The organism is Acinetobacter sp. TUM15064, assembly GCF_008980265.1.
Classification (GTDB): domain Bacteria; phylum Pseudomonadota; class Gammaproteobacteria; order Pseudomonadales; family Moraxellaceae; genus Acinetobacter.
In genome coordinates this window covers 19,509-36,731 of the sequence record NZ_BKFU01000024.1, presented here as the reverse complement: position 1 = coordinate 36,731, position 17,223 = coordinate 19,509, and the positions used below count along the sequence as shown (strand labels likewise).

At 41.4% G+C, this 17,223-nt stretch carries 15 protein-coding genes; 5 read left to right on the top strand and 10 right to left on the bottom strand.

From position 1 onward, the window contains the following. Positions 1–110: 110 nt before the first annotated feature. Entirely contained in the window at positions 111–1,088 is a 978-nt protein-coding gene (locus tag GBI16_RS09220) for a sensor domain-containing diguanylate cyclase (RefSeq protein WP_086208192.1), read from the bottom strand. A gap of 398 nt (positions 1,089–1,486) precedes the next feature. Here GBI16_RS09220 and GBI16_RS09215 point away from each other — a divergent pair, with 398 nt between their 5' ends. Together GBI16_RS09215 and GBI16_RS09210 are read left to right on the top strand one after the other, a co-directional pair. Continuing rightward, positions 1,487–2,740, top strand: a complete 1,254-nt coding sequence (locus tag GBI16_RS09215) for an exonuclease SbcCD subunit D C-terminal domain-containing protein (protein ID WP_086208193.1) — start codon at positions 1,487–1,489, stop codon at positions 2,738–2,740. A 9-nt stretch (positions 2,741–2,749) separates the two neighbouring features. Beyond that, complete coding sequence (locus GBI16_RS09210; RefSeq protein WP_151706948.1) at positions 2,750–6,346, top strand: AAA family ATPase; 3,597 nt, start codon at positions 2,750–2,752, stop codon at positions 6,344–6,346. A gap of 137 nt (positions 6,347–6,483) precedes the next feature. On the opposite strand, the gene GBI16_RS09205 is transcribed toward GBI16_RS09210, so the two are convergent. Then, entirely contained in the window at positions 6,484–7,218 is a 735-nt protein-coding gene (locus GBI16_RS09205; RefSeq protein ID WP_086208195.1) for a hypothetical protein, read from the bottom strand. A 203-nt stretch (positions 7,219–7,421) separates the two neighbouring features. After that, positions 7,422–8,111 carry a YggS family pyridoxal phosphate-dependent enzyme gene (locus tag GBI16_RS09200; RefSeq protein ID WP_086208196.1) on the bottom strand — a complete coding sequence of 230 codons (690 nt, stop codon included), beginning with the start codon at positions 8,109–8,111 and terminating at the stop codon, positions 7,422–7,424. Between the two features lie 122 nt (positions 8,112–8,233). Between GBI16_RS09200 and GBI16_RS09195 the strand changes: the two genes are divergently transcribed. Beyond that, positions 8,234–9,271 carry a type IV pilus twitching motility protein PilT gene (locus tag GBI16_RS09195; protein WP_086208197.1) on the top strand — a complete coding sequence of 346 codons (1,038 nt, stop codon included), beginning with the start codon at positions 8,234–8,236 and terminating at the stop codon, positions 9,269–9,271. 26 nt (positions 9,272–9,297) lie between these two features. Beyond that, entirely contained in the window at positions 9,298–10,419 is a 1,122-nt protein-coding gene (locus GBI16_RS09190; RefSeq protein ID WP_086208198.1) for a PilT/PilU family type 4a pilus ATPase, read from the top strand. Between the two features lie 66 nt (positions 10,420–10,485). Here GBI16_RS09190 and fur read toward each other — a convergent pair whose 3' ends face one another. Continuing rightward, positions 10,486–10,923 carry a ferric iron uptake transcriptional regulator gene (gene fur, locus GBI16_RS09185; RefSeq protein ID WP_086208199.1) on the bottom strand — a complete coding sequence of 146 codons (438 nt, stop codon included), beginning with the start codon at positions 10,921–10,923 and terminating at the stop codon, positions 10,486–10,488. Between the two features lie 112 nt (positions 10,924–11,035). Here fur and GBI16_RS09180 point away from each other — a divergent pair, with 112 nt between their 5' ends. Next, positions 11,036–11,434, top strand: coding sequence for an outer membrane protein assembly factor BamE (locus GBI16_RS09180; protein ID WP_086208200.1), 399 nt, complete (start codon positions 11,036–11,038; stop codon positions 11,432–11,434). 46 nt (positions 11,435–11,480) lie between these two features. Here GBI16_RS09180 and GBI16_RS09175 read toward each other — a convergent pair whose 3' ends face one another. The 6 genes from GBI16_RS09175 to GBI16_RS09150 all read right to left on the bottom strand — a co-directional run bounded on the left by GBI16_RS09175 (position 11,481) and on the right by GBI16_RS09150 (position 17,112). Then, positions 11,481–11,804 carry an RnfH family protein gene (locus GBI16_RS09175; protein WP_086208201.1) on the bottom strand — a complete coding sequence of 108 codons (324 nt, stop codon included), beginning with the start codon at positions 11,802–11,804 and terminating at the stop codon, positions 11,481–11,483. Continuing rightward, a complete protein-coding gene (locus GBI16_RS09170) occupies positions 11,804–12,886 on the bottom strand; it encodes a hypothetical protein (protein WP_151706947.1) in 1,083 nt (360 codons plus the stop codon). Before GBI16_RS09170 ends, GBI16_RS09175 begins: the two co-directional genes overlap by 1 nt. 142 nt (positions 12,887–13,028) lie before the next feature. Further along, positions 13,029–13,484, bottom strand: a complete 456-nt coding sequence (locus tag GBI16_RS09165) for a bacteriohemerythrin (protein ID WP_086208203.1) — start codon at positions 13,482–13,484, stop codon at positions 13,029–13,031. Positions 13,485–13,757: 273 nt separating this feature from the next. Further along, on the bottom strand, positions 13,758–14,606 hold the full coding sequence (locus GBI16_RS09160) for a class II glutamine amidotransferase (protein WP_086208204.1): 849 nt from the start codon (positions 14,604–14,606) through the stop codon (positions 13,758–13,760). A 168-nt stretch (positions 14,607–14,774) separates the two neighbouring features. After that, positions 14,775–15,674 carry an acetylglutamate kinase gene (gene argB / locus GBI16_RS09155; protein ID WP_086208205.1) on the bottom strand — a complete coding sequence of 300 codons (900 nt, stop codon included), beginning with the start codon at positions 15,672–15,674 and terminating at the stop codon, positions 14,775–14,777. 10 nt (positions 15,675–15,684) lie between these two features. Next, complete coding sequence (locus GBI16_RS09150; RefSeq protein WP_151706953.1) at positions 15,685–17,112, bottom strand: phosphomannomutase/phosphoglucomutase; 1,428 nt, start codon at positions 17,110–17,112, stop codon at positions 15,685–15,687. Between the last annotated feature and the right edge of the window lie 111 nt (positions 17,113–17,223).

Genomic DNA, 17,223 nt, shown 5'->3' with positions numbered 1-17,223 from the left:
TTTCTTTGACCGACGATTTCATCATCACTCGAATCGTCGGTCTTTATTTTTTGGGCAACTGATTTTTTAGAACTTCCCCACCATCAACAGATGAGGAAGCAAAGAATAGATTAATAATACGTTAAATGTTGAACAGCAGACTCATCTTGAATAACGTAGCCATTTCGTCCTTGTTCTTTAGCCAAGTATAAATTTCGATCTACTTCTTTTAAGAAGGTCATTTTGTCATGATTAAACATAGGCACAATTGTCTTTACTCCTAGACTGACGGATAAACGCTGATCTAATGGCGATGAACTGTGACAAATATCGGCTGTCCGAATACTCTGCAAAATACGTTCTACAATTTCAATGGCAGCATCTTGCGATGTATCAGGTAAAACCAAAATAAACTCTTCCCCACCAAAACGTGCAACTAAATCACGTGGACGCGACACATTTTTTTTCAACAATTGTGCAATTTGTTTGAGGCATGCATCCCCCAAAATATGACCATTATAATCGTTGTACTGTTTAAAATAGTCGATGTCTAATAACATTAATGTCAGTGGTTTCTGCTCACGCTGCGCATTAAGCCACTCACGTTGATAGCAATCTTCAAAGAACCGACGGTTTGCAATACCCGTAAGGCCATCTTGATACGAATATTCTTCCAATTGCTTTTTCAGCGTTTCTAACTCTTGTTCCTGTCTTTTGCGCTCAGAAATATCGAACATGAATCCGACCAGACTGTCCACTTCCCCATCGGGCTTTCTAACCACGTGAACCACATCGCGGATCCAAATATACTCCCCGTTAATGGTCAGCGCACGGTAATCTGCCTCATGGTCGACACCAGAAATCGACTGTGCCACGCAAAAATCAACCACCCATGCCCGGTCATTTTCATGCATACGCATTGCCCAGTCTTCAACAGTTCTCCATGAATCCTGTTTCCAACCTAATACTTTTTCAATTTGTGGGCCAATATAACTAAAAGTTTTGGTTTCCCAATCTATGCTCCAAGGAATAGCAAGTGTTGATTCAATCAGCGTCTTATACACCAGATCATTGACGATACGGGGCGAATTGAAAATAGAATCAGACATAGTTATTTTCTCCTTATACCCAGTCTTACTCGATAAATGATTTATTGTTTTTAACCTTCTTCATAAATCATTGTTATAAATTATTGAAATTGAATACTTAATCAATTTTTACATTTTTTTATGCATACGAAACGATATACAATTTCATTCAGATACATAATAGCTCATAAAAAGAACATTTTTTAATCATATTTAATCTTTTTACTATAGTGTTAATCAAACACATCCATCACTTTCCTTTTCACATAATAATCTCGCCATTTCTCGGTGTCATGCAACTTATAACTATCAGCCCAATCATCTACGTCAAGGTTTGACGTAGAGCTGATGATTATCCTTCGAAAAAGTTTGATTTATGTTAGCTTATAACTCTATTGCGTTTTGAGCTTGGGGCATCTATGGCTGTTCGTTTTTTTCATACATCGGATTGGCATCTGGGACAGTTCTTTTATAACCATTCCCGCCAGTATGAACATGAACAGTTTTTAGCATGGTTACTACAACAAATCAGTGAAAAACAACCGCATGCTTTACTTATTGCAGGAGACATTTTTGATGTCATCAATCCTGCATCCAGTGCACAGAAACAACTGTACCAGTTCTTAGCCGATGCGCATGCACGTGCCCCCCACATGCAAACGCTCATGATTGCAGGCAACCATGACTCAGGCTATCGCATTGAACAAGTTGAACCTTTACTGGCGAAATACAATGCCAAAGCAGTCGGTGTCATTCATAAAAATACTGAACAACAAATCGACCTTGAACATTTATTGGTGCCCATTTTAGATGAACAACAGAATATTGTGGCATGGTGTCTGAGCCTGCCCTTTTTACGCCCCGCTGAAATTACAGGCGTTAATGAACACACCACCAATAGCCAAAACGCGATTGCCTATTTGCATCAACAACTGATTGCCGAGGCCAAAGCCCGCAAAACAGCAGATCAAGCCCTGATTTTAATGTCTCATGCACATATGCAAGGTGGCGAAACCTCAGACTCTGAACGTCCGATTGTGATTGGTAATGAAGAAGCACTCTCAACAGCATTATTTGATGAAATCATTGACTATGTAGCACTCGGGCATTTACATAAACCGCAAAAAGTCAGTGAAGAGCATATCCGTTATAGCGGCTCACCTATCCCCCTGTCATTTAGTGAAATTAACTACAAACATCAAGTTCTTGAAGTGACACTTGACCCCGTACAGAAAGATGCCTCACGTTTCCAGTTAAATGTACTCGCTATACCACGTAGTATTCAACTGCATAAAATACGGGGGGAGTTAAATGAGGTGCTGGACAAACTCAAAGCCTTACCAGCAGGTGAAATTGAGCTGATTGATCAACGTGAATATGTCGATATTGAATATCATACAGCTGTTCCGCCTCAGCCCAATTTAAGACAACAGTTTGAAGATGCACTGCCTAAAAATCGTTATCGTTTAGTCCGTATTTCACGTCAGTACTTAGCTACGGAGCAAGACCCCAATGCCCCCGCTAAAGTAAGTTTAGAACCACCCACACCAGAAAAACTGTTTCAGCAAATTTGGGAAAAACAGGGTTATCAGCATGATACCGCTGTGCTACAGGATTTTATGAGTTTAATGCGTGAAGCTGAACAATCCCTTGAAGATGGATACGAGGCTTAAAGGTTTACTATGAATATTGTTTCCATTCGAATAAAAAACCTTGCTTCACTTTCTGGCGAACACTTGATTGATTTTGAAAGTGATCCTTTAGCCAGTGCAGGGCTTATTGCCATTATAGGGAAAACAGGTGCAGGCAAATCTACCATTTTAGATGCAATGTGTTTGGCACTGTTTAACCGTATTCCACGCCTCAAAGACAGCGATGGAAAAATTCAAGATGTCGATGGCTCAGAACTACTCACCAATTCCCCACTGACCGTACTGCGTCGTGGTACCGCGCATGGTTATGCTGAACTTTGCTTTATTGCACAAGACCAAAAACGCTATATCGCTCGATGGGAATTGAAACGTTCACGAGAAAAAGCTGACGGGAAACTACAAAACGTACAGCGCTATTTAAAATGTGTCACCGATGGTGTCGTTGTTGCGGATAAAGCCAAAGCCGTCGATGAAAACATCAAACGTATTACCCAGTTGAGCTTTGAACAATTCACGCGCGCTGTTCTACTGGCACAATCCGAAGTTACTGCTTTTTTAAAAGCACGAGACAATGAGCGCGGCGAATTATTGGAATATCTCACCAATTCGGCTATTTTTGGCAAAATTGGACAACTGGCTTATGAGAAAACCAAACTGGTCGCGACTCAGCGCAAAGAGCTAGAAAATGTATTGGGTCATATTGAACTGTTAACCGATGAGCAAGTTGCAGAACTATCCGCACAATTCCAACATAGTGACCACAGCTATCAACAACTCGAAGCCCAAAAGTCACAACTGCAAAAACAACAGCAATGGTTTGAAAGCAAGCAGAAACTCGACAGTGAAATCATCATTAAACAACAACTGGTCGAAGCACAGTATAAGTTACAACAGGAATTAAACCCTGAGCGTGAACGCTTGGCTCGTTTAGAGATCTTCGCTGAAGTTCGACCTATGCTGTTCCAACAACAACAGCTACTTCAAACCAAACAACAACTGCTGCCCCGCCTGAAAAAACAACAACAGTTATTTGATCATTTACTCACGCAATTTGAGACTGAAAAAGCTCAATTCATGCAAGCTGAAACGGCAGTGAATGAACTACAACAGTTTGAAAGTACCCATCATGATGCATTGAATGATGTACGTAAATGTATTCAAGAACGTGATTTTATCGGGGCTGAGTTTAAGAAAGCTCAGGAAAAATTGCAGGCTTTAGAACAGTCTAAACTGCCCCTAACCCAGCAACAACAAAAGCTTGAACAGCAGATTCAGCACATTGAGCGTCAGCAAACCGAGTGTAAGCAGCAACTGGAAAGTTCACAACAGTTTACAAGCTTAGACCAAGGCCTCAGCGCCCATGTCCAACAACTCGAACAGTTTATTCAACAATACCAAAACATTGAATATCAACTCGGGCAACAAGCTCAAGTAGAACAGCAACTGTCAGCACAAAAGGTAAAATTACAACAGTCCATACAACAGTTTGGTCACATCGAAGAACTGGAAGTTAAAATTGCGCAAGCACAGCAGCAACGAGAGTTGAAGATCAATCAGCTCAGTCAAATTGAGCAAATTCAGCAAAAAGTTCAACAGTTTTTTGAATTGAAGACTGATATTGCACAACAGCAAGAACAGCTCAACAGTGCTCAAACTCAGCAACAAGCCTTACAACAGCATACGCTGCAAGCGGATCAGGCTTTTCAATCAACCAAAAGTGAACGCATCCAACTACAACAAGTTTTACAACAGCAACGGCTTTTAAATGCTGAGAATGTTGAACATTTACGTGCTGAACTCCAAGAGGGCGAACCTTGTCTTGTCTGTGGAAGTACATCACATCCTTATAAAATGGAAGATACTGCGCTCTCCAAAGCCCTGTTTGAGCTTCAACAACAGCAGGAACAACAAGCAAACCAAAAAGAGCTCGAAAGCTTTCAAGCTTGGCAGCAAGCACAGCAACAACTCACCAAACTCAATGCAGAAATAGAACAACGCAAAACACTAATCCAGCAACTTTCTGAAAAAATCAGCCCATTACAAAGCGTGCTGATTGCACACGGTAAAACAGCAGATATTGCACTCGACCTGACACAAACAAAATCAGAAATAAACATGCAATTTGAGCAGATCATTCAGCAACATACGCTCGATCTACAGCAACTCAAACAGCAATCTGAGCAGTGCCAACATAATATTAAAACCCAGCAATACTGCATCCAAAACATTCAACAGACTGAACACTTGCTACACACAGCAAATAGTTTGCAAAACCAAGTTCAACACATTGCCCAGTATTTATCTGATGCTGAAAAAACAGTTTGGCAACAACAGACTAGCTTGGCTGCACAGCAACTGTTAGTACGTCTAAAGACTCGTGCACAGCAACTAGAACAACTGGAACAATGGCGTCAGCAACTCGATCAGACCAATCAACAGTTCAAGACCAATCAACAGAATCTTGATCACACGAGCCAACACATCAGAGAAACCGCTGAACGGCTTAGTGAGATCAAACAAAAAGGACAGCAGAATACAGAAATAGCCAATCAATTGATCCAACAGATGACAGGCTTAACGGGTATTAAAGCCAACGAATGGCTTATTCAACACGATCATCGGCGCCAACAGACACAAAGCCATTACCAACAGATCAAGCAACATTTTGAGCAATTACGTCATCAATTTGAGCAAGACAAAAGTCAGCTAGAACAACTTCAAGCACAATTACAGCAAAACCAAAGTAGTGCAGATGATGTGGAAAATACAATCCAGCACTGGCTCAAAGAACATCCTGAGTTTGAACTGCAAGACTTAAAAACGCTTGCTGAAATTAACCCTGCACAAGTGCAACAGATCCGTCAAAAATTACAGCATGCTGAACGCCTACTGAATGAAGCCGATGCTGCTTTGAAAACCATACAAGAACAATTGCAAGAACATCTCAAGTATCAACCTGAGATTGATCCACTACAGTTAGAGCAACACATGCAGGAGCATCAGTCTGCACTCAATAATCAACTTGAAATACGCGATCAGCTCAAACTGAAACTTGAGTTACATCAGCAAAATGTGGTGAAACAAAAACAATTTGTCGATCAAATTCAAAACATTCAACAAGAAGAACATCGTTGGGGGAAAATATCAGGTCTGATGGGCGATGCTACGGGCAAGAAATTCCGTGATTATGCGCAGCAATATAACCTTGATATTTTACTGGAACATGCGAACCAACAGCTCAACCAACTCTCACAGCGTTATACCTTAAAGCGTTTGGATCACTCGCTCAGTCTAGCTATTATTGATCATGACATGGATGGAGAAACCCGCTCCGTTGCATCACTCTCAGGAGGCGAGTCTTTCTTGACTGCCCTTGCCCTATCTCTTGCCATCGCCAATATGGCCTCGGGCTCAATGAAAATCGAATCGCTGTTCATTGATGAAGGCTTTGGGACTTTAGATGCATCATCGCTACACATGGTCATGAATGCTCTCGATCAACTACAAAACCAAGGCCGTAAGGTGGTGCTGATTTCACACATCCAAGAAATGCATGAACGTATTCCTGTCCAAATCCAAGTTAAAGCTCTAGGCGCAGGTGCCAGTACCATTGAGGTGGTGGGATAATTTCAACTTTTTTAATGATCAAAGTTTGATCTTTTTTTTAAGATACAGTTCCCTGCTAAAAATAATAGGAGCATCCTACTTAATGTAAGTGCTCCCACTAAACGCCATTTTCAATAGAGAAAGCAGAACGCCAACTTTTAATCCGCTGGGAATGCTTTTGGTGGTGGTGCATATTTAGATGCATCAGTTGCCTTGTCCACTGCCGTAGCAGACTCTAACGGATAAATGACTGTACCAATCACACCTGTGTTTTGGATTGAACCGTGGTCTGAGTTTGCCGCATAAGCATCTTCAGGTCGACTAAAGGTAAAAGATGCCACCGCGGAGTCGCTCTTACGGAAACCTTCAATGATCAGCTCACCCTGTGGACGAAGCACATAACCTGAGTTGCTACGAGATGCCGAACGCCCATTAATCACATCTAAACCATCTACACTGGCAACCACTTCAAAGGTGCTATTGCTATGGTTTTGGTATTTGAGTTGATAACTTTGTCCATCTTTGCCAGATAAATAATACTGCTGACCATCTCGAAATAAAGGCAGTGGACGCTGTGCATCATTTATAATTGAAAAACTGATTTTTCCGGCCGCCAAAGAAATACTATTCACCGCTTTGCCTGTATATGTTTTACTGGCATAGCGAACTTGTGATTCAGCAATTGGACTGCTGGATAAACGTTTTAAATTCACTTCTGTTACGTTTGAACGAAGCTCATCACCCCATTTCGTACCCAATTTTTCAGCTCGAGAAACCGTCGCGTTTAATGCTGTTGGTTCCGCTGTCACTTCCTCCATGTGAGTATTTGTACTACTACACGCTGCCAAAAATAAACTCAGCATCAGAGAGAGAAATAAATAAATTTTTTCCATTTTTGGTTTCATCCTAAATGCAGTTTTTATCATTGTCAGAGTGTCTGTTCCAATAACTCAGTAACTTAAATCTACAAGCAATTCAATCAGTTTAAATGAAGCCTATTTTTTCAGCAGCGTTTTAGTTTTATAAAATTGTAAGTTAAGTCTTCTCAGCATATTTGAATACCAAGAAGCTTTTTTGACCTTAATGCCTCAACAACTCAATGTCGTGAATAGTCTCTCGCCCCAAACAAAGCTGTTCCAACACGCACCATGGTTGAACCCGCAGCGATTGCCTCATTCATATCTGCCGACATCCCCATACTAAGCGTATCCCAGTCTTCTGGATGTGCATGCTGTGCTTTCACTTGCTCAAATAGCACTTTCGCCGCCGTAAAAGCCTGCACATTGTTTGGTGCTGGAATGACCATCAAACCACGCAGTTTGATGTGAGGCAACTGACTAATGCTTTGTACCAGCTCAGCAACCTCGTTAGGTTGACAGCCATCTTTGCTGTCCTGACCATCAATGTTAACCTGTAGACAAATATTTAAGGCTGCTTGGGTGGCAAGTCGCTGAGTCGATAACCGCTCAGCAATAATTAAACGATCTACCCCATGCACCCATGCAAATTTTTCAGCCAAATGTTTGGTTTTATTGCGTTGTACATGTCCTATAAAATGCCATTCAATATCTAAATCCTGTAACACCTCAATCTTCTGCAGAGCCTCTTGCAGATAGTTCTCACCAAAGGCACGTTGACCGCAAACGTACATGTCTCGTAACACTTCACTTGGATGTGTTTTCGAAACGGCTAAAAGCTGCACAGATTGCACATCACGCCCTGAAACCTCACAGGCCTGCTGAATTTGGGATAACACATGTTGACGTGAGTTTTGCAGGATATTCATTGACGAGGGTCTCATTTCAGTCATCTTTTTTGCTTTGCCTTTCAACAAACTGTTGGTTAAGTTGTTTGAAAGCCTTATTATTCTATCAAAATAATTAGCATTTATATGATCTCGGGGAAATTATGGATATCACAGAATTACTAGCCTTTGCTGCTAAGAACGGGGCGTCAGATTTACACTTATCTGCGGGTATGCCACCGATGATTCGTGTCGATGGTGAGGTTCGTCGAATTAATTTACCAGCTTTAGAACACAAAGAAGTGCATAAGTTGGTTTATGACATCATGAATGACAAACAACGTCGTGATTTTGAAGAATTATTAGAAACAGACTTTTCCTTTGAAGTCCCGGGCATTGCACGTTTCCGTGTGAATGCATTCAACCAAAACCGCGGTGCTGGTGCTGTATTCCGTACTATTCCATCCAAAGTTCTGACTATCGAAGACTTGGGTATGGGACAAATCTTTAAAGATATTTGTGAATTTCCGCGTGGTATCGTACTGGTAACAGGTCCGACTGGTTCGGGTAAATCAACTACACTGGCCGCTATGGTTGACTACATTAACGACAACCGTTATGACCATATTTTAACCGTTGAAGACCCCATCGAATTTGTGCACCAATCAAAAAAATGTCTCGTGAACCAACGTGAAGTGCACCGTGACACACATGGCTTTAATGAAGCACTACGTTCTGCTCTGCGTGAAGACCCTGATATTATTCTCGTAGGGGAGATGCGTGACCTTGAAACCATTCGTTTGGCTCTCACAGCAGCTGAAACAGGTCACTTGGTCTTTGGTACATTACATACCACCTCTGCTGCAAAAACGATTGACCGTGTGATTGACGTATTCCCTGCTGAAGAAAAAGACATGGTTCGTGCCATGCTATCTGAATCGCTACAGGCCGTCATTTCTCAAACCTTACTCAAGAAAAATGGCGGTGGACGTGTTGCCGCGCATGAAATCATGATTGGTATTCCTGCCATTCGTAACTTAATTCGTGAAAACAAAGTGGCACAGATGTATTCTGCTATTCAGACTGGTGCAAACTACGGTATGACCACACTGGATCAAAGTTTGAAAAACTTAGTCACTAAAGGGGTGATTAGTCCACAGACCGCACGTACTGCTGCTAAACAACCTGAAACATTCTTATAAGAAAACAATGGATTTGGGGTAGAGATATGGATTTTAACGACTTACTCAATTATATGATTCAACAAAAAGCGTCAGATTTATTTATCACCGCTGATGTTGAACCTTCAATGAAAATTAACGGTCAAATTGTGCCTGTAGCTAAAGGCAAACTGACAGGTGATGTCGCAGGACAACTGCTGAACTCCATCATGAGCGAGAAGCAGCGTAAAGAATTTGCGGATACACGTGAGTGTAACTTCGCGATTATGAATCGTGATAAAACTGCGCGTTTTCGTGTCAGTGCCTTTCAACAACGTGATATGCCTGGTATGGTTTTGCGTCGAATTGAGACCAAGATTCCAACCATGGACGAGTTAAAACTTCCACCTGTACTCAAAGAACTAGCGATGACCAAACGTGGCATCATCATCTTTGTGGGTGCAACAGGTACAGGTAAATCAACCTCGTTGGCTTCAATTATTGGGTATCGTAACCAGAATTCGAAAGGTCATATCATTACCATTGAAGATCCAATTGAATTTATTCATGAACATGCAGGCTGTATTATTACCCAGCGTGAAGTCGGCATTGATACGGACTCTTTTGAAATCGCGCTGAAAAACACCTTGCGTCAGGCACCTGATGTGATCCTGATTGGTGAGATTCGTTCCCGTGAAACCATGGATTATGCAATTGCCTTCGCGGAAACGGGGCACTTGGTATTTGCAACACTGCACGCCAACAACGCCAACCAAGCCATCGACCGGATTATTCACTTCTTTGAAGCAGACCGTCATAGCCAATTGTTTATGGACTTATCTTTAAATCTTAAAGCGATGGTTGCTCAGCAGTTGATTCCAACACCTGACGGTAATTCACGTCGTGCTGCCATTGAAATTTTGATTAACTCACCGTTAATTTCCGATTTGATCCGTAAAGGCGAAATCCACGAAATTAAAGACTTGATGAAACGTTCTCGTGAACTTGGTATGCAAACCTTTGACCAAGCCTTGTTTGATTTGTACAAAGCCAAGCAGATTACCTATAAAGATGCGCTGAAACACGCTGACTCACCAAACGACTTACGTTTACAAATCAAATTATCAGAAGAAGGCGGCGATCGTCTATTGCATGCCAGTGCAAATATCACGTTTGATGGACAAGCTTAATTTTATTCCTTCAAACTAAAAAAAGGGCTTCTCATGAAGCCCTTTTTTATATCTTAGATGAACATCTTACTTTTTACGTAGCGCGTCTTGGCATTCAGTAGCATCACAATAACCGTACAGGTTCAACGAGTGTCCCGTTAAAGTAAAGCCATGTTTTTCAGCAACTTCATGCTGCTCGTGCTCAATCACTTCATTCGTAAATTCAACCACTTTGTTGCAGTTTTGACACACAATATGATCATGATGATCATCTTGCATAATTTCAAAAACAGAGTGGTTATTTTCAAAGTGATGGCGCTGAATAATACCCGCTGCTTCAAATTGCGTTAACACGCGGTAAACAGTTGCTAAACCGACATCTTCACCTTGTTCAAGTAAAGTCTTATAAATATCTTCCGCACTTAAATGGTGTTGTTTTGAATTTTCTAATAGTTCTAATATTTTAATTCGTGGAAGTGTAACTTTAAGTCCAGCTTTGCGTAGATCTTGATTTGAAATTGGCATGTAAAAAGGTCTCTCAACAAATTTAAAGTTAGAATATGCAACAAAGTGTAGATGCAGTATGATCTATCCGTGGCTCAATTGCATCATAATTAATTTGGGATAGTGTAGCAAAATGCAAAAAATCATGTTGACGTTATTCGTCACTTCACTGCTCGCAGGTTGTTCGACCTTGGGCGTTTATAAAGTTGATATTCCTCAAGGTACACCATTAACTCAAGCACAAGCGTCAAAAATACAAGTTGGCATGAGCCATCAACAAGTTCGCTTTTTACTTGGCAGCCCTACGCTTTCAGATCCAATGAATCCACTACGTTGGGACTACATCTACAATTATACCCCAGGAACCTATGCTAAAAAAGCCAAGATTCCTGCTGCGCATGGGCAACACCTGCAAATCTACTTTGACTCAAATGGTATTGTCCAAAAAATTGAAGGCTTAGAAAGCATCCCTGAATCTCAGCCAGGCTTACCAGCATCGAAAGAAGCGATTCTAAACGCGCCCCCACTATAAAGCCTTATAATAAAAAAGAAACCCCTCAACTGAGGGGTTTTTCATATCACTTCGATTGTTTTAAGCGATTGCCTTTGGCAAAGCGCCCCACAGGGTTATTTTCTGCACGTATCCGACGAATATCTTTAGGATTAATGCTTAAAGCTCGATAAATTTCAACGCGATCCCCAGCTTGTAATATCTGCGCATGCTCTTTCAAACGAACACCAAAAATACCCAGTTGTAATGGCTCTGGTAATTCAACTTGAGAACAAATACCGCTCAGTTGAATCGCATCCAATGCCGTCATCCCCTCAGCAAACGGAACCCGGAGATGAAACTGCTGGTTTGCTGTTGCATAAGCAACCCAGACGTAGTGAAGCTGGCTCATTAGATCAATTTTCCAAGCACAGCCACAATAGCCAATACAATAGAAACGGGTAAGATCACACGCACCGCAATACGCCAAATATTATAAAAAGCTTCATTGCTAAAGTTCATTGACTTACGTAAATGGCTAATTTTCATAATCCAACCAGCAAAAATGGCATAAATCAAACAAATCACTAAGCCCCAAAGCATCAGTAAGATGTTAAAAATCGGACCAGTCGCTGGAATCAACCAAACCAATGTCGCAGCCAGAAGTATCAACCATTGAATGACCACATTCAGTTGACGCTGTGCCAACTGTTCACGTGCCATCTGCAACAACACGGCCGCCGCTGCAACTGCAGTCAACGCAATGGCATACGCAGGTAATGCTGCTTGTACTGCAAAAAATGCAAAAGCAACCACGGCTAAAATTTGTGCAATCCAAATGGGTAGAACCGTCTTGCTTGCAGCATCTTGCTGTTGAACCTGTAGCAGGCTATTTTGCCAGTACAGACCGAGTCCTAAACCACTTGCCACTAATGCCAATACCGTAGCACTGCCCCATTCTGAGAATTCAACAGGCGTCACTTGCCATTCAGCCGTACTTACTCCAGAGACATTGGCTACGACTAATGAAACGATTACACCAATAGCCGTTAAGGCTAAAATTAGCTTCCGTGGTGCAAAAGACAAAGCGATGGCAACCACAGCCAAACCACCAAAAATCACGGGTGATGTACTATCTGGCAGTGCATATTGATTCAGGAGCTGTGCAGCATTAGAGAGCATGCCACCTGCCAAGAAAGGAATAAAGACAACTGCAAGCCAACCCACAAGACGCCAAGTTTGTGATGCATCTGCATCACGGGTTAAACTTGATAATGCGTTTAATGCCGTAGTTTTTGAACGCTTTGCTAAGGCAATTTCTAAATAACACACAGGTAAAGCCAAGATCAGCATGGTAAATAACCAGAGCAACCAAAAGTCGAGCTGACGTTCAACCTGAATTCCCACCAAGGGTGCAAGTGTGGCAATAATAATAAATGATAAACAAAATGCCATCAGCGGCGATAACCATCGTGACATAGCATTGTCTTGCATGATGCGTTCCTTCAATAAGTCTTGCGCTATTTTGCCTTGCTCTCTTATGAAAATCAAAAACAAAAAGCAAACCACCAAAACTGATGATTTGCTGCGCTAAATAGAATTAAAATTTATTGTTTTTATCCCTTGTTATGCTCACTTATGAAAAGAAGCGAGCAAACCAGTTTTTCCCTTTTTTCTTTTCTTTTTCTTTGATGATCCCCATCATGTTTTCTTTCACTGCCCCGACATAGTCAGCATCATCGTGTTGAATATGATTAATCAGCCATTTCGACAATACTTCATGTAACTCAGCTTCAATCGACTGTCCTAACTCAAAACGGTCACGATAAGATTCAATTTTTTTAATAAATAAATCATGCACACGCTTATGTGGTACACGGTATTTATAACCCGCCTCTTCTTGAAGAGATTCTTCAAAAGTAAAATGAGATTGTGTGTAATCAATAATATTTTCTAGAATTTGCTTTACACGTGCACGATCAGTATCAACATCAATTGCTTCAATTTCATTAATGTAATCTAAAATACGACGGTGCTGATCGTCAATCACATCGATACCAGTATTATATTCTGGAACCCACTTCATTATCATTCCGACCACCCAATAAAAATTAATAGATTAATTACATGAATTAATCATATCGGTTAGTGATGAAAATAAAAGTGAATCAATTTAGTAGGGTTTCTGATATTAGCATCATATTCAACATAAGTGATTATTTTATATCAAAATATTAATTTAAACCCGAGCAAAAGAATAAGTTATTTTTTAACCAATTTATTATTTTTAATACACAAAAAATAATAAAAACATGCTTAACATTATTATCAGCATGCTTTTATATTTTATCTATTTTGGAATAATTTAATATTGATCTGCTTTGGTCACTCTTTTTAATGATGGGTCTTTAGCTTCCCGGACTAAGCGTTCTACATGCGTCATTTCATGCCGTATCGCTTTGCCATATTGAAATAAAATCATTTCCCCTGGTGCAAAGGCCGTCCATGCTTCATTTTGAGTTAAAGGCTCTGTAGTAATCACAGCGACTCGATCCTCTGCAGTAGTGACTTGACTAAAATCCACTTCAACATCAAGGTCAATCAATTGCGCGGGTTTAAATGGGTACTCTCGCACCAACCAATGCAGTTTGGTAATAGCGTAACTAAAAAGTGCCTGCCCATTAGACAAACAAAAATTGAACGTACCATGTTCCGCAATCCGTGGAGAAATATCGGTTAATAAATCAAAAACTTGATCTAAACTTGGCTCAACATAACCAAATTTGTTCACTAACTGATCTAGCAAATAACAAAATGCACGTTCACTGTCAGTATTCCCCACAGGGGTAAAACGTCCTGACAGCACAGGATCAAAGTCATGCAAATCGCCATTATGCGCAAAAATCCACTGTCGCCCCCATAGCTCACGGCTAAATGGATGTGAGTTTTCTAAGTTAATTTTTCCCTGCGTCGCTTTGCGGATATGGGCAATCACATTGCGTGATTTGATCGGATAGTTCCGAATTAATTCAGCAATCGGTGACTCAACTGCAGATTGATTATCAACAAACAAACGACAGGCTTTATTCTCAAAAAAAGCAATTCCAAAACCATCACAATGATCTGAGGTAATCCCCGCCCGCTGCGAAAAGCCTCGAAATGAAAAGGTAATATCAGTCGGTGTTGCACAATTCATTCCGAGCAGTTGGCACATAATCTTGATCTTATTTCAAACATATTTATTTATGATGGTTTTATTGTGCATGAGTCCTGACTGGCTTGCAATTCACAATGCTTCATAACCCGAACACATTCGGGCATAAAACCATATTTATAAAACGTATAGGCTTAAAAAAAGCCTCCGAGGAGGCTTTCAAAATACTTAGTGTTTACTGCGGTTGGTAATCAATGTACCCACACCATGATCGGTGAAAATCTCCAACAGTGTTGCATGTGGCACACGACCATCCACAATATGCGCGCTCACCACACCACCTTTCACCGCATCTAGTGCACAGCCCACTTTCGGAATCATCCCGCCGTAGATCACGCCCGTTTCAATGAGACGGTCAACTTCTTGAGTGGTTAAACCCGTAAGTAGGTTTTTATTTTCATCTAAAACACCTGAAATATTGGTCAACAAAATCAGCTTTTCAGCACCAAGGGCTTCAGCTACTTTTCCAGCCACCAAATCTGCGTTGATGTTGTAGGTATTGCCCTCTTCATCCACACCTAAGGGTGCAATCACAGGAATAAAATCACCACTGCTAAACATCTCCAATACATCAGTTTTAACACTGGTCACTTCACCGACTAGGCCAAGATCAATTTTTTGTACTGTGCCATCTTCCGCAGTTTTTTCCATCAGTAACTTTTGTGCACGCAATAAATTACCATCTTTACCCGTTAAACCAATGGCACGACCGCCATGTTGGTTAATCAAGTTCACGATAGATTTATTCACACTACCACCCAACACCATTTCAACCACTTCCATGGTCGCTGGATCGGTCACACGCATACCATCAATACGGTCAGACTCACGTCCCAACTGCTTTAAAAACGAGTCGACTTGTGGACCTCCGCCATGGACTACAATTGGGTTCAATCCAACGGTTTTTAACAAAACGATGTCACGTGCAAACGAGCTCTCAAGCTCAGGATCGGTCATTGCATTGCCACCATACTTTACAACTAGCGTTTTTCCAGCAAAACGTTGAATGTACGGCAAAGCTTCAGTCAGAACCTGTGCTTTGTCGAGGCCAGTATGTTGATGTGGCATGTGCCTCTCCTTAATGGGCGTCTAATATGTCTTGTGCAATCTGCGGATAATCTGCCGTCAGCATGTGCACAAAGCTATGGCGAATTTGATTGAGCCGCTGATCACTGTCCGCGTCGAAACGCACGGTAAAATACTCGCCCGTATTCGATGCTCGAATAATGCCAAATCCGTCCTCAAAATCAAGTCTTACACCATCAATTTTACTGATTTCTGCTTGAAAGTGCTGACTTTGTTTTTCCACATTTTCTAAAACCAGCGCAGGTGAAATTTGATGGGTACTGATATAAATATCTTCAGTACTCGAACGTTCTGGGTAATCTGCCAGAGCTTCTGATAAAGTTAGCTGATGTAAGTTTAAATATTCCAATACTCGTAGTGCAGCATACAAACCATCGTCATAACCGAAACCACGCCCATCATTAAACACATAATGCCCAGCATACTCACCGCCAAAGATAGCTTGTCCTTTAGACTGCGCCAAATACTTACGTAGAAATGAACTACCTGTGCGAATCATTTTGGGAGTTCCCTGATGAGCCAGTACTGTGTTGCGAACCATCGTGGAGCATTTCACATCGAACACGACTTCATGCTCGGGATGTTGAGACAAACACATTTGCGCAAACAGTGACAGTAACCGATCAGCTGAAATAATCACTCCGTTTTCATCAATTAAAACAACACGGTCTCCATCTCCATCAAAGGCAATACCGATATCCGCATGCTGCTGTTGCACGGCGTGACGCAGCAGTTCTAGATGTTTGGCTTGAGATGGATCAGGGGCATGTTCAGGAAATTCACCATTGGCCTCGCAGCGTAAAGGGTGAACCACACAACCTAACTTTTTTAGAACCAAGACTGCACAACGCCCCGCAGATCCGTGTAGCCCATCTACCACCACCTTAAATGGTCGAGCTTGGGGCTGCAGTTGGATATCACTCAATAATGCATCTTGATAAGCTAAACAATATTCAGGCACGACCTCATGTGGCAACATCTGCCAGTTCATTTCTGCATGACGATCCAAGCACGCATTTGTATCGTATGCCACTTGCTGAATTGTTTCAGGTAAAGGAGGTTCACTCTGCACAATCCATTTAATACCATTATCCGACTTCGGGTTATGGCTGGCTGTCACCATAATGCCATTGCCGTCAAACTGACGCGCTGCAAAATACAATACAGGGCTGGCGCAACAGCCTATATCATGTGCTTCTAGCCCCTGTTTAATACATTCTTGATAAATAATTTCTGCAAATGCGGGACTGCTTAGCCTAGCATCATAACCAATCGCTAAACGGGTTTGGCCAGCATTTAAATATTGCATCGCTAGCGCCTGCGCAATGGCACGAATCAACTCAGCACTCATGACATCCAATTTGCCACGAATATCATAGGCGCGGAAAATATGTGCAGGGAAATTCGGCTGATAATGCATAGTTCTAACTTCTAATCTGTTCATTTCGAGCAGCTCATTTTCAACTGCCCTTGTTTTTATGGCTTTGTGCTTTTTTTAATTTTACTCAGGATTCAAAAACGAGGTGTAACT